The sequence below is a fragment of the Pseudomonas sp. TE4620 genome, assembly GCF_056279045.1.
Genome location: NZ_JBWBQO010000001.1, coordinates 3,367,278 through 3,391,660, shown reverse-complemented (window position 1 = coordinate 3,391,660; position 24,383 = coordinate 3,367,278). Strand labels below are relative to the sequence as shown.

The following is a 24,383-nucleotide window of genomic DNA, read 5'->3' as shown; positions in this document are numbered from 1 at the left end:
CGGCAATCGCGGGGCAAGTCGGATCGCCGCACCGCCGCTCCCACCCTGGCTGTGGGAGCGGCGGTGCGGCGATCCGACTTGACCCGCGATGCTTTCAGGTATCATGGGGGTTTCCCGCCAGTGATATTCCTGCAATGACAACCCTCTCCCAAGCCCTCGAATCCTGCAACATGCTCCTGGTCGACGGCCTGCACGCTTTTGACTTCCGCTTCGACGAAACCGGCCTGTGCATCGAATTGATGGACGGCCGCGCCTTGAAAAAATACGCGTTCTCCCCCGAGCAGATCGGCGCCGCCCGGCTCGAAGGTACCGACTGGCTGATCACGGCCGACACCGGCGAGCATCGGCTAGTCTGTATGAGTGCCTTTAGTGCCCGCGAAGAGGATGACGATGACGCGCCTGCTGAAGAACCTGCTGATCGCCAGTAGCATGAGCCTGATGTTCACCGCCCAGGCCCATGAGCTGCTGGTCGGCAGCTACACCGCAGGCAGCAGCGAGGGCATCTACCGTTACCGCTTCAACAGCGACAGCGGCCAGATCGACCCCACGCCGCTGCAGGTGCTCAACAGTGAAAACCCGTCCTGGCTGACCCTCTCGGTCGACAAGCGCCTGCTGTTCGCGGTCAACGAGAATGGCGCCGGCAACGGTCAGGTCAGCAGTTTTGCCATCGGCAAGGACGGCAGCCTCAAGGCCCTGAACCAGGTGCCCAGCCTGGGCGACGAGCCGACCCATTCCAGCCTCAGCCATGACCAGCGCTACCTGTTCGTCGCCAACTACGGCGTGTTGCCCGCCCCGGGCGGCAGCCTCAGTGTGTTGCCGGTGAACCGTAAAGGCCGTTTGCAGGCCTCGGTGCAGCAAGACCGGCACAAGCCCAGCGGCGTCAACCCGGAGCGCCAGACCGGGCCGCACGTGCATTCGGTGGTGTCCTCGGACGACGGCAAGTACGTGTTCGCCAGTGATCTTGGCGCCGACAAGGTGTTTGTCTACCGTTACGACGGTGCCAGCCCCACCCAGCCCCTGAGCGCGGTCGAGCCGGTAAGCCTGCCGCCGGGCAGCGGGCCGCGCCATTTGCTGTTTGACCGCGACGGCAAGCATGCCTACCTGACCCTGGAAATGAGCGCGCAAGTGGTGGCGTTCGAGTACCAGGACGGCAAGCTGCTGGAGCTGCAGCGCCTGCCCTTGACCGAACAGGGTGATGCCTCGGCCCGCGCGGCGGGGGCCTTGCACCTGTCGGCTGACGGGCGCTTTCTGTATGTCAGCAACCGCGGTACGGCCAACGAGCTGCTGGTGTTTGCCGTCGATGACAAGACCGGCAAGCTGATGCAGGTGCAGCGGCGCAGTGTCGAAGGTGATCATCCTCGGGAATTCACCCTCGACCCGAGCGGCAAGTTCCTGCTGGTGGCCAATCAGAAGAGTAACCAGATCGTGGTGATCCGCCGTGATCCGCGCAGTGGCTTGCTCGGTGAAACCGTGCAGAAGCTGGCCCAGGATGCGCCCTCGGACCTGAAGTTCGTCAACTGACTATCAATTGCGCTGATGTTTGCTACTGCTGCAATGAATTTCTGTGCGCCGCGCCAGCGGCGTAAGTTTGAACCACGGCCCCAGACGGCCACTTCAAACCACAGACTTCGAGGGTCAGCGCCATGAACTTCAACCTTTTCCCGGTCATCGCCGCTTCCGCCATTTCTGCTTCGGTGGTCCTGCCGGCCAACGCCCACGTCGAGCTCAGCGAGCGCAAATCGTCGACCCAGAGCTATACCCAGAAGTACCTGCAACAAAGCGCCAACTTCTACGCCGCGCTGGACCACAAGCCTAGCGCGCCATGATCGCCTTGAACAGCGCCGACTCCAGCCAACCCTGCAGCCACGCCCGCAAGTGCGGGTAGGGCGCCTGGGCAAACCATTCAGGCTCGACCCCGGCGAACTGGCGCATCAATGGCAGTAACGCCGCATCCGCCAGGCTTGGATGGTCAGCGAACAGGTAGCCCTGGTGCGCCAGTCGCTCATTCAGCTCGGCCAGCCAGGGTTCAGCCTGTGCCCGGTACTCCTCACGCGAGTGCTGCGGGTAGCGTTCAGCGTACTTGTACAGATTGACCTGCACCTTGAACTGGCGATCATTGCGCTCGATCAGCGCCTCGGCGGCCTGCGCCGCCTGCGGGTCGGCCGCCAGTTGCCAGTCTTGCGGATCATGCCGGGCGAGGGCCCAGCGCATGATCTCCAGGCTTTCCTCCAGCACCAGGCCGTCTGCACTCAACACCGGTACCGTGCCCTTGGGCGACAGTGCCAGAAGCTCGGCAGGCTTGGCCTTGAGGCTGACTTCGCGAATTTCTACCGGACACTCGGCATAGCGCAGCGCCAGGCGCGCACGCATGGCCCACGGGCAGCGGCGGAACGAGTAGAGGATCATCCGCTGACCTCCACCGTGCTCAGGCCATTGCCCTGGCGACGCACCTGGATCTGCACCGGGATACGCTCGTGCATTTCCTGTACGTGGGAGATCACCGCGACCTTGCGGCCCTGGGCCTGCAGGCCGTCGAGGGCGTCCATGGCCAGTTGCAGCGACTCCGGATCAAGGCTGCCGAAGCCTTCGTCGATGAACAGCGACTCGATGCGCAAGGTGCTTGAGGCCATCGATGCCAGGCCCAGGGCCAGGGCCAGCGAGACCAGGAAGGTTTCACCGCCCGACAGCGAATGCACCGAGCGCAGCTCGTCGCCCATTTCCGTGTCCAGCACCAGCAAACCGAGCAGGCTGCCACCGCGCTTGAGCCGGTAGCGCCGGGCCAGCTGACGCAATTGGGCGTTGGCGTGGTGCACCAGCAGGTCGAGGTTGTAGCCCTGGGCGATCTTGCGGAAGGTGTCGCCGGTGGCCGAGCCGATCAGGGCGTTGAGCCGCGCCCAGCGCTGCCATTCGCCGTAGGCGCTGGCGATCCGTTCGGCCAGGGCCTGGTGCGCCAGTTGCCGGCGCTGGTCTTCAGCCTGGGCGGCACGCAGTTCGGCGCAGGTCTGTTCGCTGGCCGCCAGCTGTAGCTGCAGGCTGTCGATTACCTGCTCCAGGGCTTCGCGGGTGAGCTCGGCGTTGCCCTGGGTCTGATGCTGGTCCAGGCGCTGCTGGCGCTCCTGCAGCAGGGTGCGGGCCTGTTCGATGGCTTTCTCGGCGTCCTGCAGACCCTGACGCAGCTGCGCTACGGCGTTGTCGTCCAGTGCCAGCAATTGCTCCAGGCCACTGTCGTCCAGTTCCGGGTGGCCCTGGCGCCATTGTTCGATCTGCGCGCGAACCTCGTTGTGTTCCTGTTCCAGGTTGCTCAGGCGTTCGTCTTTGGCCTTGAGCTCGGCGGCCAGTTCGATCAGTTGCGCCTGGGTTTGCTGCAGTTGTTGCAGCGCCTGGGTTTCAGCCTGGCGTGCGTGCTCCACGGCCTGTTCCAGATGCTGCTGCCAGTGTTCGGCGCTGGCCTGTTCGCCGAGCAGGGCGGTGAGGCTGTCGCGGCTACTTTGATGCTGGTGTTCCAGCTCAGTGCACTGTTGTTGCAGCTCTTCGTGTTTTTGTACCCGCGCCTGTTGCTGCAGCTGGGCTTTGTCCAGGCTCTGCTGGCGCTCGGCATGTTCCTGCTGTTCGTCCTTTTGCCGTTGCAAAAGGTCCAGGCGCAGGGCCAGTTGCTGGTCCAGGCGCATGAAGGCGGCGGCCGGCTCCTGGCGCAGGTCGTTGAGGATGTCAGCGGGCAACAGGCTGGCGAAGCTGCCCAGTTCCTGTTCCAGGCGTTCTTCGTCACTGGCCAGCGCTGTTTGCTGCTGGCTCAGGTGCTGGCTGGCCTGCTGGCTGGCTTCTTGGGCTGCCTGCAGCTGCTGTTGCAGGCGGCTGGCGTCTTTTTGCAGGGTCAGCAGGGCGTTCTGGCGCTGCTCGTCACGACCGATGTCGTGGTTCAGGTTGCGTGCCTGCAAGTCCAGCCAGGTGCTGCGCTGGCTTGCGTCCTGAGCGGCCAGCGACGGGTACAGCGGGTGCGCTTGGAGGCTGGGCAGCAGCGCCTGTTGCTGGCTGCCCAGTTGCTCCTGCTGGTGCAGGTACTCCTTGATCTGGCCGTTGACCCCGCCCAGTTGCGTGCGCAGCTCATCGAGTTGCTTCTTCAGCCCGTCGACCACCTGCTGGGCATTGGCTTCTTCGTTCTGGTCGTGGCGGCCGAGGCTTTGCAGCAGGGCTTCGGGCTGATGGTAAGGGTGTTCCTGGCTACCGCAGACCGGACAGGGCTGGTCGTCCTGCAATTGCGCGCGCAGTTCTTCGACGCTCTGGCTGCGGGCCAGGCGCTGGCGTTCGAGCAACTGGCGAGTAACGTTCAGCGCCTGTTCGGCGGCGGTCAGCTGGTTTTTGCCATTGAGGCCTTCGCTGATCAGCTGTTCGCGTTGTTGCAGGGCAGCTTGCTGGCGTTCGCGCAGGGCTTGCAGGCGCTGTTCGAGCTCTTGCTGGTTGCTCCACAGCCGGCTCAGTTCTTCGACCTGGCGTTGCTGCTGGCGGTTTTTCTGCAACAGCTCGCCAAGCAGGCCGATCTGTTCGGCCAGTGCCTCGGGTTCGGCCTCGGCTTCGCGGTAGAGCAGGGCCAGGGCGGCGCGTTGCGTTTCAAGCTGGGCGTGGGCCTCGCTGGCGCGTTGCTGCAGGCCCGGCAGTTCGGCACGGCCCTGGTTGAGGCGGTTGCCCAGTTGCATCAGTTGCTGCAGGCGGTGGCGATAGGCATTCCAGGCTTCGCTCAAGCCAGCCAGCGCCACGCTTTGCTCAAGCTGCGCGCCGATCTGCTGCAAGCGTTGTTCGCTCAGGCGTTGCTGCTCATTGAGGCTCAGCAGCTGTTGCTGGCCTTCGGCACTGGCCTGTTCGGCCTGCTGCTTGAGCGCTGTGCTGTTGGTCAGCTCCTGCTGCAAACGGGTCAGGGTGTTTTGCTCGGCAAAGGCCTGGCGTAGCGCAGGTGCGCTGTCGCTTTGTTGCGCCAGGGCCAGGCCCAGGGCTTCGCGGGCCTTGGCCTGTTCGTCCTGCAGCTGCTGCTGACGGCTATGCAACTGCTCATGTTGCTGGCGCTGCGCGGCGATACTCGCGGCCAGCGGGCTGAGCTGGGCATTGAGCGCCTGCTGGCGGGCGAACTGGTGACGCTGCGGCGCCAACTGTTCCAGGCGCGCAAGCTTCAGCCGCTCACCGTGCAGGCTGTCGTGGTGGTGTTGGGCGCTGTGCAGTTGCGCGCTGGCGGCCTGCACTTGCTCTTGCAGTTGCAGCAGCTCGCTGAGCCAGCTGCGTTGCTGTTCGAGCAGGCGCAGTTGCGCCTGTTCGGCCTTGAACCCGTCGAGCGCTTGGGTGTAGTGCAGGTCCAGTTCGGCGCGAGCCTCGGCGGCCATGGGCAGCACGCCGCTGGCCTGGTCCTGCAGGGCTTTGTGCGCCTCTTCGGCTTCTTTGCTCTTGCTGTAGGCGCGGCGCCCCAACTGGCTGTAGATCGCCGTGTTGGTGAGCTTTTCCAGCAGCTCGCTGCGCTCTTTGTCATCGGCCTTGAGGAAGGCGCTGAACTCGCTCTGGGCGAGCATCACGGCACGGGTGAACTGCTCGAAATTAAGTCCCAGGCGCGACTCGATCAGTTGCTTGTATTCGGCCTTGCTCTGGTTGCTCAGCAGTTGCTCGCTGTCCAGGTCATGCAGGCTCTGGCGGCTGCCTTGCAGCTTGCCGTTGGCCTTGTCGCGGGCGCGGTTGGTTTCCCAGCGGGCGCGGTAGCGACGACTGTCGATGCCGACGAAATCCACCTCGGCAAAGCCGCTGCCCGAACCCCGACGCAGCAGGGTGCGCGGGTCGCTGGTAAGGATGTCGCTGTCGACTTCCGGCACTTTGGTTTCGCGGCCGATGTTGCTCAGCCGCGGCACCGCGCCGAACAGCGCCAGGCACAGGGCGTCGAGCAGGGTGCTCTTGCCGGCGCCGGTAGGTCCGGTAATGGCGAACAGGCCGGCGCTGGCCAGCGGCTCGGCGCTGAAGTCGATCTCGATCGGGCCTTCCAGGGAGGCCAGGTTCTTCAAGCGGATGGCGAGAATCTTCATGGCTGTTCTTGCTCCTGCTGGACGTCCTGCAGCAACAGGGCAAAGTCGGCCAGGGTCTGTTCATCGACGGCGTTGCCGTAGGCCTGCTCCCAGGCGCGGCTGAACAGCTCGTGCGGGGTCAGTTGGCCGAGTTCCAGCAGGTCGGCGCTGCTGTCGTCTGCGCTGCGGCCGTTGCCGGCATATTCGGCGGCGATGCGCACCAGGCGCACGGCCTTGCCGTGCAGGGCGCTTTCAAGTTGCGCGCGCAGGTCGGGCAGGGGTTCGTCCAGGCGTACGCGGATCTCCAGCCAGGGTTGGCGCTGCGGGTCGTCGAGCAGGTCGACCACCGGCAGCTCGGCCAGTTGCTCCAGCACCTCGGCCAGCGGCGCCGGGCCCAGGCGTTGCAGGTGCACGGCGCGCGGCACCAGGCGCGATTCGACGCTGGCAAGCTTGGCGCCGTCCAGTTCGATTTCCAGGACCTGGTGCTGATAGCCGATTTCCGAGAACGACAGCGGGATCGGCGAGCCGCTGTAGCGGATGCGCTCTTCGCGGTTGACCTTCTGCGGTTTGTGCAGGTGGCCGAGGGCGACGTAGCTGATCTCCGGGGCGAACAGCCGCGCCGGCAAGGCTTCGGCGTTGCCGATGATCAGGCTGCGTTCGGAGTCTTCCGAGATCGAGCCGCCGGCCATGTGTGCATGGCTCACGGCAATCAGCGCCTGGCCGTTTTTACGTCGTTGCAGGGCGGCGGCGATGAGTTTTTCGTGGACCTGGGCGATGCCGCGCAGGTAGTCATCGCCCAGGTGCGCACCGGTGACTTCTGTCGGGCGCAAAAACGGCAGCGCCAGGCACCAGGCGGCGACCTTGCCCTTGGCGTTGGTCAGCGGAATCAGCAGGCGCTCGCTGTCCAGCTCGCCTTCATCCAGCCATTGCACACGGCCCAGGGCGTGGGTGCGCAGGCTGCGCATCAGCGGCGCCGGCAACTCGATGCGCGAACCGGAGTCATGGTTGCCGGCAATCATCACGATGGTCAGCTTGGGCTGCTGTTCGTGGGCCTGGACGATGAAGTCGTAGAGCCGTTCCTGGGCTTTGACCGGCGGGTTGACGGTGTCGAAGATGTCGCCGGCAATCAGCAGGGCATCGGGCTGGCGCAGCTTGAGCTGGCCGAGCAGCCACTCGAGAAAGCAGGCGTGTTCGAAGTCGCGTTCCTGGCCATGCAGGGTTTGACCCAGGTGCCAGTCGGAGGTGTGAAACAGACGCATGAAGGGTTCCGCAGTGTGCCGGCGTGGCGCCCGGGGCGTCACGCCTTGAGGTTATTTGGGGTACAGCGGCGGCAAGCTGCCGTTCTCGCTTTGTGCAGGCTGGACCTGCTCGGCGGCCGGGATGGTACCGATGGCCCGCCATAATTCTTCGCCTTGCCAATACTGCCCGCTTTCGCTGTACAGCGCGCCGTTGAGGCCATCGAGGGCATCGGACAGCGGCACGAAACGCGCGGCCATCTCGGCCAGGGTTTCCGGTTGCTGGCGCGCCCAGGCATCCAGGGCCTGGCGCGTCGCTTGAGGGTCGTTGGCCTGGCACGCGCGCTTGAGGTCATCTAGCAGGGTGCGCGGGCTCGGCCCGCTTTGCGCCGCGCGCAGCACCGCCGGTTGCGAGCGCGCCCGCCACCACAGGGCAAAGCCCAGCAGGGTGGTCAGGGCCAGCACCAGGGTACTCAGTTGCCAGGGCCAGAGCAGGTAGGTGTGCACCGTGACCGGGTCGACGCTGGCCGGCTTGTCGGCGCTCAGCGCCGGGTTGTCCTCGATCTGCAGGCTGCGCGCCGGCAGATTGCTGCGCTCCAGATGATCTTCGCGGGTGTTCCACCAGACCACTTCCTGGCTCGGCAGTTCCAGCCTGCCGGCGTGGGTCGGTACCAGCGCTTCGCGCTCTTCACGCACCCCGAGCAGGCCGCGGTCATTGACCTGGTTGCGCAGTTGCGGCTGGTCCGGGTAGCGACGCAGGCCGCTCACTTCGGTGCCGGGCAGTGGTGGCAACTGGGCGCTGGACAGGCCCTCGACCTGGAGGATCACGGTGCGGGTCAGCGAGTCGCCGATTTGCGTCTGTTGCTGGGCCGGGTCCGGGCTCCAGTGTTCTTCCAGGGTCAGGCTGTTGGCCGGCAGCCACGGCGTATCGGCTGGGTAATCGGCCGGGATCGGGTCGACCGTCAACACCAGCGGCGTCGAGCTGACCTGCACCTGCTTGCCGGCGCGCGGGGTGTTGAGTTCCTGCTCGGCGTCGTTCTGCGCGGCGGTGGCGCTGAAGGTCAGGGCCGGGATTTTCAGGTCGCCGCTTTGCTGCGGGTAAATTGCATAGCGCATCTCGATCACGCCGTGGCGCACACCGTCGATGACTTTTTCGAAGGTGCGCGACTCACCCAGCGGCTCGACCCTGGCGTTGTCCAGCTGCAGCGGGCTGAGGCTGCTGTCGTCGTACAGCGGCACCGAGTGATAGATGCTCAGGGTCAGCACCGCCTGGGCCTGGACGTAAACCTCGGGCTGGTCGAGGCTGGCGTCGATGAACACCGGCCCGTGGTTTTCGCTGCTGATCTCGTTGGCCTGGATCTGCAGGCTGATCGGCTGGCTGCGCACCTCGCCCAGTTGCAGAGCGGGAATTTCCACGCTGCCGCTCTGGCGTGGCAACAGGGTGATGATCCAGCGGGTGTTGGCGCTGTTCTCGTCGAGGCTGTTGAGGCTGTTGACCTGGCGGGTGCCACGCACTTCGAAGCTGGCATCGAGCGGCGTCAGGTCGGGCTTGCCGAATTGGGTGACATCCTGGGTCTCGAGGGTCAGCTCAAGGGTTTCGCCGGCATTCAGGCGGGTGCGGTCGACACTGGCGAGCAGCGCCGCCGCCTGCACCTGCAGGGCGATAAAGAGGCTGAAGACCAGGACGCAGACGCGACTCATCGATGGGTTTCCTGATGTTGTTGCTGTTCATACCAGAATTTACGCCGCAACAGCTCGGCCGGGTTGTCCGGAATCTGTCGCAGCCATTGTTCCAGGGCCTGGCGCTGTTCGGCATCAAGGCTGCTGTCGGTCGGGCGCTGGGGCGGGCGGGTGGTGTCTTCGTCGTCCGCGCCGCTGGCCTGGTTTTGTGCCTGCTCGTTGGCGTTGTCTGCAGGTTTGCCTGCTTCATCGGCCTCTTGCGGTGGTTTTGCTGCGGCCTGGTCCTGGGCGTTCTGCGAGCTGCTGGCAGCGTCGCTGCTGCTGTTGGGGTCGCTTTGCTGGTTGTCTTCGGGCGGCTGCTCAGGCGTCTGTTCGGCCTGGCGTTGTTGCAGCAATTGCTCGACCAGGGCCTTGTTGGCCAGCGCCGGTTGCAGTTCCGGCTGGCGCTCCAGAGCCTGCTCGTAGGCATCCACTGCGGCTTCCAGTTCACCGCTGCGGGCCAGGGCGTTGCCGCGATTGTAATGGTCGGCGGCGCGGTTGCCCTGGGCGAACTGGCGCGCGGCGCCGTTGTAGTCGCCGGCCTCATACAAGGCCAGGCCTTTCCATTGCGGGTCTTCGAAGTGTCGCGCAGCTTCGGCCGGGCGCTGCTGCTCAAGCAGGCGCTGGCCTTGCTGGTCGGGGCGCAGCCACAGGTCGTTGAACTCGAAGGCGTAGCTTGGTTGCGGCAGGGCCAGTAGCAACGGCAGGCAGAACAGCCAGCCACGGCGGCCGGCGCAGGCGGCCAGCAGCAACAGTGGCAGCAACAGCCAAAAGCCCTGGTCGGCCCAGCTGTCGAGCTGCACGGTCTGGCCATCGTCTCGCAGGCTGCGCGGGTTGTCGAACAGGCGCAGGCCGCGCAGGTCGAGGTCGTCGATGCGGGCGCTGCGATAACGCCCGCCGGTACTGGTGATAAAGGCTTTGAGGCTGGCGCTGTCGAGGCGCGGCAAGAGGATGCCGCCCTGATCGTCCTTGAGGAACTCGCCGTTGGCCTGCCTGACCGGCGCCCCCTCGGCGCTGCCGACGCCGAGCATCAACAGGCTCGGGCCCTGGCGGCCAAGCGCCTGGACGATGCCCTGGCGCTCCTGGGTATCGAGCGATGAGCCGATCAACAGCAGCCGGCCCTGGCCGATGCCTGCCTGGGCGAGCAGGGCCAGGCCCTTGCGCACGGCAAGATCCGCGCGCTGGCCGGCTTGCGGCATGATCGCCGGGTCCAGGGCTTCGAGCAGGTTGCGGCTGGTGGCCAGGTCGTCGGACAGCGGCACCAGGGTGTGCGCGCTGCCCGCGTAGACGATGATCGCGGTCTGGCTGTCGCGGCGGTGCTCGAGCAGGTCGAGGATCTTGCGTCGGGCCTGTTCCAGGCGGTTTGGCGCGGCGTCGTCGGCAAGCATCTGCGGGGTCAGCTCAAGCAGCACCACCAGCGGGTCGGCCGGGCGCTGGCGGGTGTCCTCCAGGCGCTGCCAGCTTGGGCCTACCAGGGCCAGCACGGTGATCAGCCAGGCCAGGCCCAACGCGATCCACGGCAGTTTGCTGTCGCGACCGTTGCCGCCACCGAGCAGCACGGCATGGAAGGCCGCGGGCAGGATCATCTGCCAGCGCCCGGCGCGTTTTTGCCGGTGCCAGAGCTTCCACAGCAACCAGGCCAGCAGCGGCAGGACGACCAGCCACAGCGGGCGTAGCCATTGCGGCCACAGTTCGTTCATCGCCGCCTCCTCAAGCGCAGCCGTTGCAGGCGCTGGCGCCATTCCGGGTGCGGCTGCAAAAAGCGTGGGCGGCGCAGCAGGCGCTGCAACAGGTTATCGGGCCATTGCTGTTCGACCACCAGCAGCACGCTGAGCACCAACGCCAGGGCCAGCGGCCAGCTGTACAGCGGCTCGGCGGTGCGCGCCTGGGTCGGCTGCTGGGCCACAGGCTCCAGGCGGTCGAGGGCGTCGCCGATGGCTTGCAGTTCTTCGCCGTCGTGGGCGCGGAAGTAGCTGCCGCCGGTCAGTTCGGCGATTTCCTTGAGCGAGGCTTCGTCCAGGTCCAGGCTCGGGTTGATGCCCAGCAAGCCGGCGGTGCCGGTCTGCTCCGGGTCGGCACCAATGCCGATGGTGTAGATGCGCACGTTTTCCTGGGCGGCCAGGCGCGCGGCGGTCAGCGGGTGGATCTGCCCGCCGTTGTTGGCGCCGTCGGTGACCAGCACCAGCACCCGGCTCTGCGCCGGGCGCTGACGCAGGCGCTTGAGCGCCAGGCCGATGGCATCGCCAATGGCAGTGTTCTTGCCGGCGATGCCGATCTGCGCTTCGTCGAGGAAGGTGCGTACGGTGCGCCGGTCGAAAGTCAGCGGTGCCTGCAGGTAGGCCTGGCTGCCGAACAGGATCAGGCCGACGCGATCGCCCTGGCGCTCTTCGAGAAAGTCGCCGAGCAGTGCCTTGACCAGGGTCAGGCGGCTGACGTCGTCGCCTTGCCACTGCATGTCGGGAAAGTCCATGGAGCCGGAAACATCCACCGCCACCAGCAGGTCGCGGCCACTGGCGGCCACCGGCAGCGGTTCGCCCAGCCACTGCGGGCGGGCGGCGGCAAACAGCAGCAACAGCCAGACCAATACGAACGGCGCCTGCTGGCGCCAGGTCGGCAGGTTCAGGCGCGCGCGGCGCCCGGCCAGGCCTTCGAGTTCATCGAGGAAACTGACCTTGAGCACCGGCTCGCCGCTGTCGGCGGCCGGCAGCAGCAGGCGCGCCAGCCAGGGCAGCGGCAGCAGCACGAAGATCCACGGCCAGGCCAGTTCAAACATGTTTGCGGATCCAGGTTTCGACCGACTGGTTGAGGCCGTTGATGGCTTTGTCGTCGAGTTTGCATTCGGGCTTGTAGGCGCCTTCGACCAGTACCATCCAGCGGGTCAGGCCGGCGGCCGGGCAGCGGTTATCAAGAAACGCCAGCCATTGGCGGCCGTTGAGGGTATGGCTGTGGCTGCCCGGGTAATGGTTGCGGCACAGGCGCTTGAGCAGTGCGTTGATCTGCTGCAGCCAGGCCCCGGCCGGGGCACCGTCGTAGGGTTTGGGCAGGCGCGCGAGTTCGGCCAGGGCCTCGATGCGTACCGGGTCCAGAGGCAGTTCGGCGCGCACGATGGGCTTTTTGCCCGGGCGCCAATGGCGCAGGCGCCACAGGCCCCAAGCCAGTAGCGGCAGCAGCAACAGCAGTGCCCACCAGCCTGGCGCCAGCGGCCACCAGCCGATCGGCGGTGGGGCCAGCAGCGGCTGCAATTGATCGAGCGGGTTCACGAGGTTTTCCCCGGTCGTTGCGCGTTAAGGTACTCGCGCAGTTGCTCGATCATCTCGCTCTGGGTGCTCAGCGGCATCAGCACCACCCGCAGCTTTTGCGCCAGCAGCTCCCAGCGTTCGATGCGCGCCTCGCTTTGCTGGCGGTAGCTCTTGCGCAGGGTCGGGTCGAGGGTGTCGAGCTCCAGTTGCGCACCGTGCTGGGCAAAGCGCAGCAGGCCGGCGGCCGGCAGGGCATGGTCGAGCGGGTCGGACAACGGCAACAGCAGCAGGTCGCAATGACGCGAAAGCAGGCTCAATTGCTGCTCGACCGCAGGCGTCAGCGCCCGCTCGTCGCAGATGATGATTGCCAGGCTGCCCGGGCGCAGCACTTCGCGGGCGCGGCGCAGGGCGATACCGAGGCTGTCGGCCTGGGGCACGGCTTCGGTGTGCAGCGACTGGTTGACCCGTGCCAGGCGGTTGAGCAACTGCAACAGGCTCTGCTTGCTGCGCCGTGGCTTGATTTCGTAGTGCTCGTTGTCGCCGAACACCAGGCCGCCAATGCGGTCGTTGTGGCCCAGCGCAGCCCAGCCGATCAGGGCGGCGGCCTGGGCGGCGAGCACCGACTTGAACATCAGCCCGGAACCGAAGAACAGACGCTGGCTTTGTTCGACGAGGATGAAGATCGGCCGCTCCCGCTCCTCATGGAACAGCTTGGTATGCGGCTCCTGGGTGCGCGCGGTCACCCGCCAGTCGATGTTGCGCACATCGTCGCCGGCCTGGTACACCCGCACCTGATCGAAGTCGACCCCGCGTCCGCGCAGTTTCGAGTGGTGCAGGCCGACCAGCGGGCTGCGCTGGCCGGGCCGGGAGAACAACTGCACTTCGCGCACGCGATGGCGCATCTCGATCAGCTCGGCGAGGCTGATGCGGATTCCGGGCACGGCCAGCAGGCGATTGGGCATGGGTTCAGGCGACGGCGACGACGTCGAGGATGCGCTGGATCACCCGGTCCTGGTCAATCCCGGCGGCCTCGGCCTCGAAGGAAAGAATGATGCGGTGGCGCAGTACGTCGAACAGCACCGCCTGGATGTCTTCAGGGCTGACGAAGTCGCGTCCGGCCAGCCAGGCATGAGCCCGCGCGCAGCGGTCGAGGGCAATCGAGCCGCGCGGGCTGGCGCCGTAGGCAATCCAGTCGGCCAGCTCCAGGTCGAACTTGGCCGGGGTGCGGGTGGCCATCACCAGTTGCACCAGGTATTCCTCTACCGCGTCGGCCATGTACAGGCCGAGGATTTCCTTGCGTGCGGCAAAGATCGCCTGCTGGCTGACCCGTCGTTCCGGCTTGGTCTCGCCGTTGAGCGCCTCGCCCCGGGCCTGCTGGAGGATGCGCCGTTCGACGGCGGCATCGGGAAAACCAATCTTGACGTGCATGAGGAAGCGGTCGAGCTGGGCTTCGGGCAGCGGGTAGGTGCCTTCCTGCTCGATCGGGTTCTGCGTGGCCATCACCAGGAACAGCGGCGACAGCTCGTAGGTACTGCGCCCGACACTGACCTGGCGTTCGGCCATGGCCTCGAGCAGCGCCGACTGAACCTTGGCCGGGGCGCGGTTGATTTCGTCGGCCAATACCAGGTTGTGGAAGATCGGCCCCTGCTGGAACACGAAGCTGCCGGTTTCCGGGCGATAGATCTCGGTGCCGGTGATGTCGGCCGGGAGCAGGTCGGGGGTGAACTGGATACGATGGAACTCGGCTTCGACGCCTTCGGCCAGTTCCTTGATGGCCTTGGTCTTGGCCAGGCCCGGGGCGCCTTCGACCAGCATGTGGCCGTCGGCGAGGAGCACGATGAGCAAGCGCTCGACGAGTTTTTCCTGGCCCAGGATCTGGGTTGAAAGAAAGGTGCGCAGCGCGATCAGCGCCTCACGGTGTTCCATCGTTGACGGTTCCTGGAAAAAAGCCAGGGCGTGCGGCGTAAAAGCGCCCGGGCGGGGGCTGATACTTTAATCCATCCGGGGGCTTGCGACTAACGGCAGCAGGGAAAATTGTTCAAATCGTGAAGTCGGGGCTGCTGTGCAGCCCATCGTCGGCAACGCCAACTCCCACAGGGATCGCGCTGACCCTGTGGGAGCCGGGGTGTCAGTTCTTGAAGCTGGAATGCTTGCGGCCCTGGTCGCACAGGGCAAACACCACCACGAACACCGCCGCCACCACCAGAATCAGCGCCACGCCGTCGGTGGAGTGGGTCGCCGAGTTGGCCACCAGCGCCAGGCCGCCCAGCGGTGCCAGGCCGCCGGCCACGGCGGTGCCGATCTCGCGCCCGGTGCCAAAGCCCGAAGAGCGGGTCTGGGTCGGGAACTGGCGGCTGAGGAACGAGCCCTGCGGGGCAAACATCATCGGTGCGAGGATGCCGGTACCGATGGCAATCGCCAGGTAGATCATCATCGGCTCGCCGGTGTTGAGCAGGCTCAGGAACGGGTAGGCGAACAGCACCGAGAACAGCCCGCCAAGCATTAGCACGGTCTTGCTGCTCCATTTGTCGCACAGCCAGCCGAAGAACGGCACGGCGATAATCGCCACCAGGCTGGCGATGGTCACCGACAGCGAGGTGACATGGGCTTCGACGCCTTTGTACTGGGTCAGGTAGGCCAGCGAGAAGGTCTTGAAGATGTAGCTCAGGGCGTTGTAGCCGATGGCCACGAAGAACACCACGGCCAGGCCCTTGAGGTCGTTGCGAAACAGCAACTTGAGCGGCGAAACCTGGTCCTTGGCCGGGGTTTTGTCGAGCTCTTTGAAGTCCGGGGTTTCCGGGATGCTTTTACGCACCCACAGGCCGACGCCGACCAGCACGATGCTGCAGATGAACGGGATGCGCCAGCCGCCGGCGAGCAGGAACTCGTTGCCGTTCATGGTCAGCAGGTAGACGGTCAGCGACGACAGCAGCAGGCCCAGGTTCAGGCCCAGCGCCGGCCAGGCGCCCTGGCTGCCGCGCTTGCCTTCGCTGGCGTGTTCATAAGAGGTCACCGCCGCGCCAGACAACTCGGCACCGGCACCCAGGCCCTGGATGATGCGTACCAGTACGAGGATGATCGGCGCCCAGATACCGATCGAGGCGTAGCTGGGGATCAGGCCGATCAGGGTAGTGCACACGCCCATCATGCAGAAGGTGATGACCAGTACCTGCTTGCGCCCGAAGCGGTCGCCCAGGTAGCCGAACAGCACGCCGCCGAAGGGGCGGGCGATAAAGCCGATGGCGAAGGTGGAGAACGCCAGCAGCGACGCCACCGCCGGGTTGCTCGGGTCGAAGAAGATCTTCGAGAAGACGATCGCCGCCATGGTCGCGTACAGGTAGAAGTCGTACCACTCCAGCATCGAGCCGAAGATGGTCGCGGCGGCGACCTTGCGCAGGCGTTTGCGTTTTTGTTCCGGGGTTTCGCTCGCGGCCGCAGCCGCCTCATGTACCGACATGTGGGGTGTTCCTTTTTTGTCTTTGTAGTTAGGTGTGCAGCAGGATTCAGCGGGCCTTGAAGATCCTTTCGGCGATCATCTGGCCGATCGGGATGGCCGAGGTGGCCGCCGGCGAGGGCGCGTTGCAGACGTGCACCATGCGCGGCGTCTCGGCGAACAGGAAGTCGTGCACCAGGGTGCCGTCGCGCATCACCGCCTGGGCGCGGATCCCGGCCTCATAGGGCAGCAGGTCTTCGACATTCAGCGACGGGCAGTATTTGCGGCATTGCTCCAGATAGCCGCCTTTGAACAGTGAGTTCTTCATCTCGGCGGTGCCGGAACCAAGGTTGTTCCAGATGGTTTTCCAGAACCCCGGAAAACGCGCGTATTCGGCAACGTCGCGCCAGTTCACCGAGAACTTGCGGTAGTTTTCCCGGCCCAGCCCCAGTACCGCGTTCGGCCCGACGGTAACGCTGCCGTCGATCATCCGCGTCAGGTGCACGCCAAGAAACGGCAGCTCCGGGTCGGGAATCGGGTAGATCAGGTGGTTGACGATGTCGTTCTTGGCCGCAGGCAGGCGGAAGTATTCGCCGCGGAAGGGGATGATCTGGTGGTCGATCTTGACCCCGGCCATGGTTGCCAGGCGGTCCGATTGCAGGCCAGCACAGGCCACCAGCTGGCGGGCGCCCCAGACCTTGTCGTCGCTGCTGATGGTGACCTTGTCGGCGGTTTCGACAATAGCGCGCACGGTGGTTTGCAGCTGCACTTCGCCGCCGAATCGCTGGATGACCCGGGCCATGGCTTCGCAGACCTGCTGGTAGTCGACAATGCCGGTGGCATCGAGGAACAGGCCGCCGAGGCCGACGATGTTCGGCTCGCGGCGTTGCAGCTCCTTGGCATCCAACTGTTCGACCTTCAGGCCGTTCTGCTGCGAGCGCTCGTACAGGGCACGCATGCGCTCGACTTCCAGCGGCGTCGAGGCCACCAGCAACTTGCCGCAGACTTCGAACTTGATCTGGTGCTCGCTGCAGAACGCTTTGGTGGCCTGGGCGCCGCGCTTGCACAGGTCGGCCTTGAGGCTGCCCGGCGCGTAATAGATGCCTGCGTGAATCACGCCGCTGTTATGCCCGGTCTGGTGCTTGGCCAGGCTGCTTTCCTTTTCCAGGATCAGCAAGGAGGCGCCCGGTTGGCGTTCCAGCAGCGCCATGGCGGTGGCGAGGCCGACGATGCCGCCGCCGATGATGCAGTAGTCGTAGATCATGCAGGTGTCACCTTGGCTTGTTCTTATCAGAGAGTCTGCTTATCAGGTTGTCAGACTAAGTAGGTCAAACAAAAGGGCGCCATGCCGCAGCGCCCGTTCTATAGGGTGTTCAGTCGATACTCGGCAGGTCCAGTTTCAGGCGTTTGGCCGAGGCCCGCAGGTGCGCTTCGGCGCAGGCTGCGGCGCCAAGCCGGTCGCCATCGGCGATGGCCTGGTACAGCGCCTGGTGCTCGCGATGGGCATCGGCCGAACCGCCGACCGAATGCGCCGCCGAGTTTTCCCAGGCGGTGCGACGGGCTGCGGCCAGCTGGCCACGCAGAAAATCATGGAAAGCGACGAAATAATCGTTCTTGCTGGCCTCGGCGATGGCCCGGTGGAACTCCACGTCAGCGGCGGCAGCTACGGCAAACTCGCTGCGCTTGTCGAGCATCTCCTGCAGGGCCTTGCCCATGCGCGCCAGGTCAGCGGCGTCGCGGCGCTGGGCGGCTACCGAGGCGGCCTGGGTCTCGATCCACAGGCGCACTTCGAACATCTGCACCAGGTCCGGGCTGCGGCCTTGCGCAGCAGGGAAGCGGAAGACCGTGCCGGTCGGGGTTTGCGAAATGTACGAACCCAGGCCGCGGCGGGCGATCAGCACCCCGTCCGCCTTGAGCTGGGCCACTGCCTCGCGTACCACCGAGCGGCTGACGTTCAATTGCTCGGCCAGTTGCTGTTCGGTGGGCAGGCGCGATTCGGCCGCCAGGCGACCGGAATCGATTTCGGCGCGGATGGCGCCGACAACCCGTTCGACCAGGGTGTCGGGGCGCTGAAGCTCAAGCATGAGGGTGGCTCATTAATCAGGTTGTCAGACAATGCCTTTTGCAGCGGTTCCTTGTCAAGAAACCGCGTGGGCGATTACAGCTCGCTGACGTAGGTACCGGTGCCCTTGAGGATGTTCTGCAGGGTTTCTTCGACTTCGGCGAGGTCGGTGCCGTCGGCGGTAAGCAGGATTTCCAGAAAGTCGTCGCCATTGAGCGCATCGGTATCGCCCGCTGCCACTTCGATCATCAAGCGTTTGGCACTGAAGGTCACTTTGAGGCCGTCGAGGGTGCTTGGCTCGTCATCCAGGGTGATGTCCACCGTGTCTTCGTCCGGATAGCGCGTCATGAGGAACATCTGGCCCTTGTCGCTGTGGCAGCACAGGGTGGCCATGTTGTCTTCTTCATCATCGCAGGGGGTGGCGAAGAGCAGGGCGGTCTTGAATTGCATGAGCGGCTCGATCAATAAGTTGAAACACGATTCTGCCAGTGTTCGGCCTGTGGATAAACGTACGGTTGCACCTCAATGACCGAATATGTCGCAGCACCGCAAGCAGGGGCGGGCGGGCACTCGTTAAGCTGCGCTGTCGATGGACACCCGTAAAGACACAGCCGCGCTGGCAGTCGTTTTTGCAGATGCCCATCCGTGGAGCGGGAAGATGTGACTTGCGGGTCACCTTGAGCGCCTGTTTCTATGGTTTTACCGTCCTCCTGCTACGGGTTGGCTATCGTTGATCCGTAAACGGCGGACGCGCGCGACGCTTCACTCAATAATAAAGCCCAAGCGGAGTACCACAGATGGCGTTTTTCACCGCAGCCAGCAAAGCCGACTTCCAGCATCAACTGCAAGCGGCCCTGGCGCAGCACATCAGCGAACAGGCACTGCCACAAGTGGCGCTGTTCGCCGAGCAGTTCTTCGGCATCATCTCTCTGGACGAACTCACCCAGCGCCGTATGTCGGACCTGGCCGGTTGCACCCTCTCTGCCTGGCGCATCATCGAGCGTTTCGATCACTCCCAGCCTCAGGTTCGCGTCTACAACCCCGATTACGAGCGTCATGGCTGGCAGTCGACCCACACCGCGGTCGAAGTCCTACACCATGACCTGCCGTTTCTGGTCGACTCGGTGCGCACCGAGCTCAACCGCCGCGGCTACAGCATCCATACCCTGCAGACCACCGTACTGAGCGTGCGTCGCGGGCCGAAAGGCGAGCTGCTGGAAATCCTGCCCAAGGGCACCCAGGGCGAAGGCGTGCTGCAAGAGTCGCTGATGTACCTGGAAATCGACCGCTGCGCCAACACCGCCGAACTCAACCTGCTGACCCGCGAGCTTGAGCAGGTGCTGGCTGAAGTGCGTGTCGCCGTCGCCGATTTCGAGCCGATGAAAGCCAAGCTGCGCGAGGTCGTGGCGCTGGTTGAACAAACCGCCTACGCCCCGGCACAAAATGAAAAGGCCGAGGTCAAGGCGTTCCTCGAGTGGCTGTTGGGCAACCACTTCACCTTCCTCGGCTACGAAGAGTTCGTCGTCCATGGCGACGCCCAGGGCGGCCAGCTGCAATACGACGAGCAGTCGTTCCTCGGCCTGACCCGCATGCTGCGCGTCGGTCTCACCGCCGAAGACCTGCGCATCGAAGACTACGCCGTCAATTACCTGCAAGAGCCGCTGCTGCTGTCCTTCGCCAAGGCCGCGCACCCAAGCCGCGTGCACCGTCCGGCCTACCCGGACTACGTGTCGATCCGCCAGCTGGACGCCGACGGCAAGGTCATCAAGGAATGCCGCTTCATGGGCCTGTACACCTCCTCGGTGTATGGCGAGAGCGTGCGCGCGATCCCCTACATCCGTGGCAAGGTCGCCGAAGTCGAGCGCCGCTCGCACTTCGACCCCAAGGCCCACCTGGGCAAGGAGCTGGCGCAGGTCCTGGAAGTGCTGCCGCGCGACGACCTGTTCCAGACCCCGGTCGACGAGCTGTTCAGCACCGTCATGTCGATCGTGCAGATCCAGGAGCGCAACAAGATCCGCGTGTTCCTGCGCAAGGACCCGTACGGCCGCTTCTGCTACTGCCTGGCCTACGTGCCGCGTGATATCTACTCCACCGAAGTGCGGCAGAAGATCCAGCAGGTGCTGATGGAGCGCCTCAAGGCCAGCGACTGCGAGTTCTGGACCTTCTTCTCCGAGTCGGTACTGGCCCGCGTGCAGCTGATTCTGCGCGTCGACCCGAAAAACCGCATCGACATCGACCCGCAGCAACTGGAAAACGAAGTGATCCAGGCCTGCCGTTCGTGGCAGGACGACTACGCCAGCCTGACCGTCGAAAGCTTCGGCGAAGCCCAGGGCACCAACGTCCTGGCCGATTTCCCGAAAGGCTTCCCGGCCGGTTACCGCGAGCGTTTCGCCGCCCATTCGGCGGTGGTCGACATGCAGCACCTGCTGACCCTGTCCGAGCGCAAGCCGCTGGTCATGAGCTTCTACCAGCCGCTGACCCAGGCCGGCAAACAGCAGCTGCACTGCAAGCTGTACCACGCCGATACACCGCTGGCGCTTTCAGATGTGCTGCCGATCCTGGAAAACCTCGGCCTGCGCGTGCTCGGCGAGTTCCCCTACCGCCTGCGCCACGCCAATGGCCGCGAGTACTGGATTCATGACTTTGCCTTCACCGCCGCCGAAGGCCTGAACCTCGACATCCAGCAGCTCAACGACACCCTGCAGGATGCATTCGTGCACATCGTCAATGGCGATGCCGAGAACGACGCCTTCAACCGCCTGGTGCTGACCGCCGGCCTGCCATGGCGCGACGTGGCGCTGCTGCGTGCCTACGCCCGCTACCTCAAGCAGATCCGCCTGGGCTTCGACCTCGGTTACATCGCCAGCACCCTGAACAACCACACCGACATCGCCCGCGAGCTGACCCGGTTGTTCAAGACCCGCTTCTACCTGGCGCGCAAGCTCACCAGCGAAGACCTCGACGACAAGCAGCAGCGTCTGGAACAGGCGATCCTCACCGCCCTGGATGACGTCCAGGTGCTCAACGAAGACCGCATCCTGCGTCGCTACCTGGACTTGATCAAGGCCACCCTGCGCACCAACTTCTACCAGACCGATGCCCAGGGCCATAACAAGTCGTACTTCAGCTTCAAGTTCAACCCCAAGCTGATCCCCGAGCTGCCCAAGCCGGTGCCGAAGTTCGAGATCTTCGTCTACTCGCCACGGGTCGAGGGTGTGCACCTGCGCTTTGGCAACGTCGCCCGCGGCGGCCTGCGCTGGTCGGACCGTGAAGAAGACTTCCGCACCGAAGTGCTGGGCCTGGTAAAAGCCCAGCAGGTGAAGAACTCGGTGATCGTGCCGGTCGGCGCCAAGGGCGGTTTCCTGCCGCGTCGCCTGCCGCTGGGCGGCAGCCGCGACGATATCCAGGCCGAAGGCATCGCCTGCTACCGGATCTTCATTTCCGGCCTGCTGGACATCACCGACAACCTCAAGGACGGCGCCCTGGTGCCGCCGGCCAACGTCGTCCGGCATGACGACGATGACCCGTACCTGGTGGTGGCTGCCGACAAAGGCACCGCGACCTTCTCCGATATCGCCAACGGCATTGCCATCGACTACGGCTTCTGGCTCGGCGATGCGTTCGCCTCCGGTGGCTCGGCCGGTTACGACCACAAGAAAATGGGCATTACCGCCCGTGGCGCCTGGGTTGGCGTGCAGCGTCACTTCCGCGAGCGCGGCATCAACGTCCAGGAAGACCCGATCACCGTGGTCGGCGTCGGCGACATGGCCGGTGACGTGTTCGGCAACGGCCTGCTGATGTCCGACAAGCTGCAACTGGTGGCGGCGTTCAACCACCTGCACATCTTCATCGACCCGAACCCGGAGCCGGCCAGCAGCTTCGCCGAGCGCCAGCGCCTGTTCGACCTGCCGCGTTCGGCCTGGAGCGACTACGACACCAGCATCATGTCCGAAGGCGGCGGGATCTTCCCGCGCAGTGCGAAAAGCATCGCGATCACCGCGCAGATGAAAGAGCGCTTCGCCATCGAAGCCGACAAGCTGACCCCGACCGAGCTGCTCAACGCACTGCTCAAGGCGCCGGTCGACCTGCTGTGGAACGGCGGTATCGGCACCTACGTCAAGTCCAGTGAGGAAAGCCACGCTGACGTCGGCGACAAGGCCAACGACGCCCTGCGCGTGGACGGCAACGAGCTGCGCTGCAAGGTGGTGGGCGAGGGCGGCAACCTCGGCATGACCCAGTTGGGCCGGGTCGAGTTCGGCTTGAACGGCGGCGCCACCAACACCGACTTCATCGACAACGCCGGTGGCGTGGACTGCTCCGACCACGAGGTCAACATCAAGATCCTGCTCAACGAAGTGGTGCAGGCTGGCGACATGACCGAGAAGCAGCGCAACCAGCTGCTGGGCAGCATGACCGACGAAGTGGCCGGCCTGGTGCTGGGCAACAACTACAAGCAGACCCAGGCGTTGTCGCTGGCTGCGCGTCGGGCCAAGGAGCGCATCGCTGAATACAAGCGCCTGATGGCCGACCTTGAAGGCCGTGGCAAGCTGGACCGCGCCATCGAGTTCCTGCCGACCGAAGAGCAACTGGCCGAGCGCCTGGCCGCCGGCCAGGGCCTGACCCGTGCCGAGCTGTCGGTGCTGATCTCGTACAGCAAGATCGACCTCAAGGAGCAGCTGCTCAAGTCGCTGGTGCCGGACGATGACTACCTGACCCGCGACATGGAAACCGCGTTCCCGCCGTCGCTGGTGAGCAAGTTCGCCGAGGCCATGCGCCGCCATCGCCTGAAACGCGAGATCGTCAGCACCCAGATCGCCAACGATCTGGTCAACAACATGGGCATCACCTTCGTTCAGCGCCTGAAAGAGTCCACCGGCATGAGCCCGGCGAACGTCGCTGGCGCCTACGTGATCGTGCGCGACATCTTCCACCTGCCGCACTGGTTCCGTCAGATCGAGGCGCTGGACTACCAGGTCCCGGCTGAAATCCAGTTGACCCTGATGGACGAGCTGATGCGTCTGGGCCGCCGTGCGACCCGCTGGTTCCTGCGCAGCCGTCGCAACGAGCAGGATGCCGGGCGTGACGTGGCGCACTTCGGGCCGAAGATCGCTGCTTTGGGGCTCAAGCTTGACGAACTGCTGGAAGGGCCGACCCGCGAGCGCTGGATGACCCGTTACCAGGGCTTTGTCGAAGCCGGCGTGCCGGAGCTGCTGGCACGCATGGTGGCCGGCACTACGCACCTGTACACCCTGTTGCCGATCATCGAGGCTTCCGACGTCACCGGCCAGGACCCGGCCGAAGTGGCCAAGGCCTTCTTCGCCGTTGGCAGCGCCCTGGACCTGACCTGGTACCTGCAGGAAATCAGCAACCTGCCGGTGGAAAACAACTGGCAGGCCCTGGCCCGTGAAGCCTTCCGCGATGATATCGACCTGCAGCAACGGGCGATCACCATCTCGGTGCTGCAGATGATCGACGCCCCCGAGGACATGGACGCCCGCGTGGCCCTGTGGCTGGATCAGCACCGGGTCATGGTCGAGCGCTGGCGCGCCATGCTCGACGAGCTGCGTGCCGCTACCGGCACCGACTACGCCATGTACGCGGTGGCCAACCGCGAACTGGTGGACCTGGCCCTGAGTGGCCAGGCGATGGTGGTGCCGTCCTGAGCGTGAGCTGAAATGAAAAAGCCCCGGCATTTGCCGGGGTTTTTTTTGTGCCTGTCCCGGCCTCATCGCGGGTCAAGTCGGGTCGCCGCACCGCCGCTCCCACAGGGTGGATCGTGCTGTACCTGTGGGAGCGGGCTTGACCCGCGATGAGGCCGGTGAATTTTATTTGAACCTTCGCTCTACACCTTTCTCGACCAGAATCTTCGCCGCAATCTCTTCCACGGAGAAATGCGTGGAGTTGATGTGCGCAATGTTCTCGCGGCGGAACAAGTTCTCCACTTCACGCACTTCGAACTCGCACTGGGCAAAGCTTGCGTAGCGGCTGTTGGGCTTGCGCTCGTGGCGGATGGCGGTCAGGCGGTCGGGGTCGATGGTCAGGCCGAACAGCTTGTGCTGGTGGTTTTTCAGGGCCTGGGGCAGTTGCAGGCGCTCCATGTCATCTTCGGTCAGCGGGTAGTTGGCCGCGCGGATGCCGAATTGCATGGCCATGTACAGGCAGGTCGGGGTCTTGCCGCAACGCGACACGCCTACCAGGATCAAGTCGGCCTTGTCGTAGTAGTGGGTGCGCGCGCCGTCGTCGTTGTCGAGAGCGAAGTTGACCGCCTCGATGCGTTCCATATAGTTGGAATTGCCGCCGATCGAGTGGGATTTGCCCACCGAATAGGACGAATGGGCGGTCAGTTCCTGTTCCAGCGGGGCCAGGAAGGTCGAGAAGATGTCGATCATGAAGCCGTTGGAGGTGGCGAGGACCTCGCGGATATCCTGATTGACGATGGTGTCGAAGATGATCGGACGGACACCGTCTTTCTCAGCGGCGCTATTGATTTGTTGTACCATCACCCGCGCTTTTTCTACGCTGTCGATGTACGGACGCGTGAATTTATTGAACGGAATGGTATCGAACTGCGCTAGAAGACTCTGTCCCAGCGTCTCGGCGGTAATGCCGGTGCCATCGGAGATAAAGAAAGCAGATCGTTTCATTTGCGCCTTGGGCCTTAAGCTG

General features: G+C 64.8%; 18 protein-coding genes. 4 read left to right on the top strand and 14 right to left on the bottom strand.

The features are described from left to right. Positions 1 to 134 precede the first annotated feature (134 nt). The 3 genes from ACZ9A3_RS15595 (at position 135) to ACZ9A3_RS15585 (ending at position 1,826) form a co-directional block, all read left to right on the top strand. Entirely contained in the window at positions 135 to 428 is a 294-nt protein-coding gene (locus ACZ9A3_RS15595) for a DUF5629 family protein (RefSeq protein WP_258594399.1), read from the top strand. Next, on the top strand, positions 391 to 1,521 hold the full coding sequence (locus ACZ9A3_RS15590) for a lactonase family protein (protein WP_256326710.1): 1,131 nt from the start codon (positions 391 to 393) through the stop codon (positions 1,519 to 1,521). The genes ACZ9A3_RS15595 and ACZ9A3_RS15590 overlap by 38 nt, the downstream gene beginning before the upstream one ends. A gap of 122 nt (positions 1,522 to 1,643) precedes the next feature. Continuing rightward, positions 1,644 to 1,826, top strand: coding sequence for a hypothetical protein (locus ACZ9A3_RS15585; RefSeq protein ID WP_093380655.1), 183 nt, complete (start codon positions 1,644 to 1,646; stop codon positions 1,824 to 1,826). Here the strand turns inward: ACZ9A3_RS15585 and ACZ9A3_RS15580 are convergent. From ACZ9A3_RS15580 to ACZ9A3_RS15520, 13 genes are all read right to left on the bottom strand, one after another. Continuing rightward, positions 1,813 to 2,406 carry a glutathione S-transferase gene (locus tag ACZ9A3_RS15580; protein ID WP_258607597.1) on the bottom strand — a complete coding sequence of 198 codons (594 nt, stop codon included), beginning with the start codon at positions 2,404 to 2,406 and terminating at the stop codon, positions 1,813 to 1,815. The two genes, ACZ9A3_RS15585 and ACZ9A3_RS15580, sit on opposite strands and share 14 nt — an antisense overlap. Further along, the gene (locus ACZ9A3_RS15575) at positions 2,403 to 6,050 is read right to left on the bottom strand and encodes an AAA family ATPase (protein ID WP_476252890.1); all 3,648 of its coding nucleotides are present in this window, start codon (positions 6,048 to 6,050) and stop codon (positions 2,403 to 2,405) included. Before ACZ9A3_RS15575 ends, ACZ9A3_RS15580 begins: the two co-directional genes overlap by 4 nt. Then, positions 6,047 to 7,288, bottom strand: coding sequence for an exonuclease SbcCD subunit D C-terminal domain-containing protein (locus ACZ9A3_RS15570; RefSeq protein WP_476252889.1), 1,242 nt, complete (start codon positions 7,286 to 7,288; stop codon positions 6,047 to 6,049). The genes ACZ9A3_RS15575 and ACZ9A3_RS15570 overlap by 4 nt, the downstream gene beginning before the upstream one ends. 51 nt (positions 7,289 to 7,339) lie before the next feature. Beyond that, positions 7,340 to 8,965, bottom strand: a complete 1,626-nt coding sequence (locus ACZ9A3_RS15565; protein ID WP_476252888.1) for a BatD family protein — start codon at positions 8,963 to 8,965, stop codon at positions 7,340 to 7,342. After that, complete coding sequence (locus tag ACZ9A3_RS15560) at positions 8,962 to 10,683, bottom strand: tetratricopeptide repeat protein (protein WP_258594391.1); 1,722 nt, start codon at positions 10,681 to 10,683, stop codon at positions 8,962 to 8,964. The genes ACZ9A3_RS15565 and ACZ9A3_RS15560 overlap by 4 nt, the downstream gene beginning before the upstream one ends. Further along, positions 10,680 to 11,756: a vWA domain-containing protein gene (locus tag ACZ9A3_RS15555; RefSeq protein WP_045195041.1), complete on the bottom strand. Its 1,077-nt coding sequence runs from the start codon at positions 11,754 to 11,756 to the stop codon at positions 10,680 to 10,682. The genes ACZ9A3_RS15560 and ACZ9A3_RS15555 overlap by 4 nt, the downstream gene beginning before the upstream one ends. Then, positions 11,749 to 12,243 (bottom strand): DUF4381 domain-containing protein, encoded by a 495-nt coding sequence (locus ACZ9A3_RS15550; RefSeq protein WP_093380674.1) that lies wholly within the window; start codon positions 12,241 to 12,243, stop codon positions 11,749 to 11,751. Before ACZ9A3_RS15550 ends, ACZ9A3_RS15555 begins: the two co-directional genes overlap by 8 nt. Beyond that, positions 12,240 to 13,184 (bottom strand): DUF58 domain-containing protein, encoded by a 945-nt coding sequence (locus tag ACZ9A3_RS15545; RefSeq protein WP_093380676.1) that lies wholly within the window; start codon positions 13,182 to 13,184, stop codon positions 12,240 to 12,242. The genes ACZ9A3_RS15550 and ACZ9A3_RS15545 overlap by 4 nt, the downstream gene beginning before the upstream one ends. 4 nt (positions 13,185 to 13,188) lie before the next feature. After that, positions 13,189 to 14,148 (bottom strand): AAA family ATPase, encoded by a 960-nt coding sequence (locus ACZ9A3_RS15540; protein WP_038994235.1) that lies wholly within the window; start codon positions 14,146 to 14,148, stop codon positions 13,189 to 13,191. 202 nt (positions 14,149 to 14,350) lie between these two features. Then, positions 14,351 to 15,679, bottom strand: a complete 1,329-nt coding sequence (locus ACZ9A3_RS15535; RefSeq protein ID WP_045195035.1) for an MFS transporter — start codon at positions 15,677 to 15,679, stop codon at positions 14,351 to 14,353. Positions 15,680 to 15,725: 46 nt separating this feature from the next. Continuing rightward, a complete protein-coding gene (gene lhgO / locus ACZ9A3_RS15530; protein WP_476252887.1) occupies positions 15,726 to 16,919 on the bottom strand; it encodes an L-2-hydroxyglutarate oxidase in 1,194 nt (397 codons plus the stop codon). Positions 16,920 to 17,028: 109 nt separating this feature from the next. Beyond that, entirely contained in the window at positions 17,029 to 17,739 is a 711-nt protein-coding gene (locus ACZ9A3_RS15525; protein ID WP_045195031.1) for a FadR/GntR family transcriptional regulator, read from the bottom strand. A 74-nt stretch (positions 17,740 to 17,813) separates the two neighbouring features. Then, complete coding sequence (locus ACZ9A3_RS15520; protein WP_045195029.1) at positions 17,814 to 18,167, bottom strand: hypothetical protein; 354 nt, start codon at positions 18,165 to 18,167, stop codon at positions 17,814 to 17,816. Between the two features lie 347 nt (positions 18,168 to 18,514). Between ACZ9A3_RS15520 and ACZ9A3_RS15515 the strand changes: the two genes are divergently transcribed. Further along, complete coding sequence (locus tag ACZ9A3_RS15515; protein ID WP_093380682.1) at positions 18,515 to 23,380, top strand: NAD-glutamate dehydrogenase; 4,866 nt, start codon at positions 18,515 to 18,517, stop codon at positions 23,378 to 23,380. A 162-nt stretch (positions 23,381 to 23,542) separates the two neighbouring features. Here ACZ9A3_RS15515 and ppsR read toward each other — a convergent pair whose 3' ends face one another. Then, on the bottom strand, positions 23,543 to 24,361 hold the full coding sequence (ppsR, locus tag ACZ9A3_RS15510; protein WP_045195025.1) for a posphoenolpyruvate synthetase regulatory kinase/phosphorylase PpsR: 819 nt from the start codon (positions 24,359 to 24,361) through the stop codon (positions 23,543 to 23,545). Between the last annotated feature and the right edge of the window lie 22 nt (positions 24,362 to 24,383).

What these genes read in the sequence shown, in the direction of transcription:
- ACZ9A3_RS15595 (WP_258594399.1), top strand. Translation starts at nt 135, where the DNA reads ATGACAACCCTCTCCCAAGCCCTCGAATCCTGCAACATGCTCCTGGTC.
- ACZ9A3_RS15590 (WP_256326710.1), top strand. Translation starts at nt 391, where the DNA reads ATGACGCGCCTGCTGAAGAACCTGCTGATCGCCAGTAGCATGAGCCTG.
- ACZ9A3_RS15585 (WP_093380655.1), top strand. Translation starts at nt 1,644, where the DNA reads ATGAACTTCAACCTTTTCCCGGTCATCGCCGCTTCCGCCATTTCTGCT.
- ACZ9A3_RS15580 (WP_258607597.1), bottom strand. Translation starts at nt 2,406, where the DNA reads ATGATCCTCTACTCGTTCCGCCGCTGCCCGTGGGCCATGCGTGCGCGC.
- ACZ9A3_RS15575 (WP_476252890.1), bottom strand. Translation starts at nt 6,050, where the DNA reads ATGAAGATTCTCGCCATCCGCTTGAAGAACCTGGCCTCCCTGGAAGGC.
- ACZ9A3_RS15570 (WP_476252889.1), bottom strand. Translation starts at nt 7,288, where the DNA reads ATGCGTCTGTTTCACACCTCCGACTGGCACCTGGGTCAAACCCTGCAT.
- ACZ9A3_RS15565 (WP_476252888.1), bottom strand. Translation starts at nt 8,965, where the DNA reads ATGAGTCGCGTCTGCGTCCTGGTCTTCAGCCTCTTTATCGCCCTGCAG.
- ACZ9A3_RS15560 (WP_258594391.1), bottom strand. Translation starts at nt 10,683, where the DNA reads ATGAACGAACTGTGGCCGCAATGGCTACGCCCGCTGTGGCTGGTCGTC.
- ACZ9A3_RS15555 (WP_045195041.1), bottom strand. Translation starts at nt 11,756, where the DNA reads ATGTTTGAACTGGCCTGGCCGTGGATCTTCGTGCTGCTGCCGCTGCCC.
- ACZ9A3_RS15545 (WP_093380676.1), bottom strand. Translation starts at nt 13,184, where the DNA reads ATGCCCAATCGCCTGCTGGCCGTGCCCGGAATCCGCATCAGCCTCGCC.
- ACZ9A3_RS15540 (WP_038994235.1), bottom strand. Translation starts at nt 14,148, where the DNA reads ATGGAACACCGTGAGGCGCTGATCGCGCTGCGCACCTTTCTTTCAACC.
- ACZ9A3_RS15535 (WP_045195035.1), bottom strand. Translation starts at nt 15,679, where the DNA reads ATGTCGGTACATGAGGCGGCTGCGGCCGCGAGCGAAACCCCGGAACAA.
- lhgO (WP_476252887.1), bottom strand. Translation starts at nt 16,919, where the DNA reads ATGATCTACGACTACTGCATCATCGGCGGCGGCATCGTCGGCCTCGCC.
- ACZ9A3_RS15525 (WP_045195031.1), bottom strand. Translation starts at nt 17,739, where the DNA reads ATGCTTGAGCTTCAGCGCCCCGACACCCTGGTCGAACGGGTTGTCGGC.
- ACZ9A3_RS15520 (WP_045195029.1), bottom strand. Translation starts at nt 18,167, where the DNA reads ATGCAATTCAAGACCGCCCTGCTCTTCGCCACCCCCTGCGATGATGAA.
- ACZ9A3_RS15515 (WP_093380682.1), top strand. Translation starts at nt 18,515, where the DNA reads ATGGCGTTTTTCACCGCAGCCAGCAAAGCCGACTTCCAGCATCAACTG.
- ppsR (WP_045195025.1), bottom strand. Translation starts at nt 24,361, where the DNA reads ATGAAACGATCTGCTTTCTTTATCTCCGATGGCACCGGCATTACCGCC.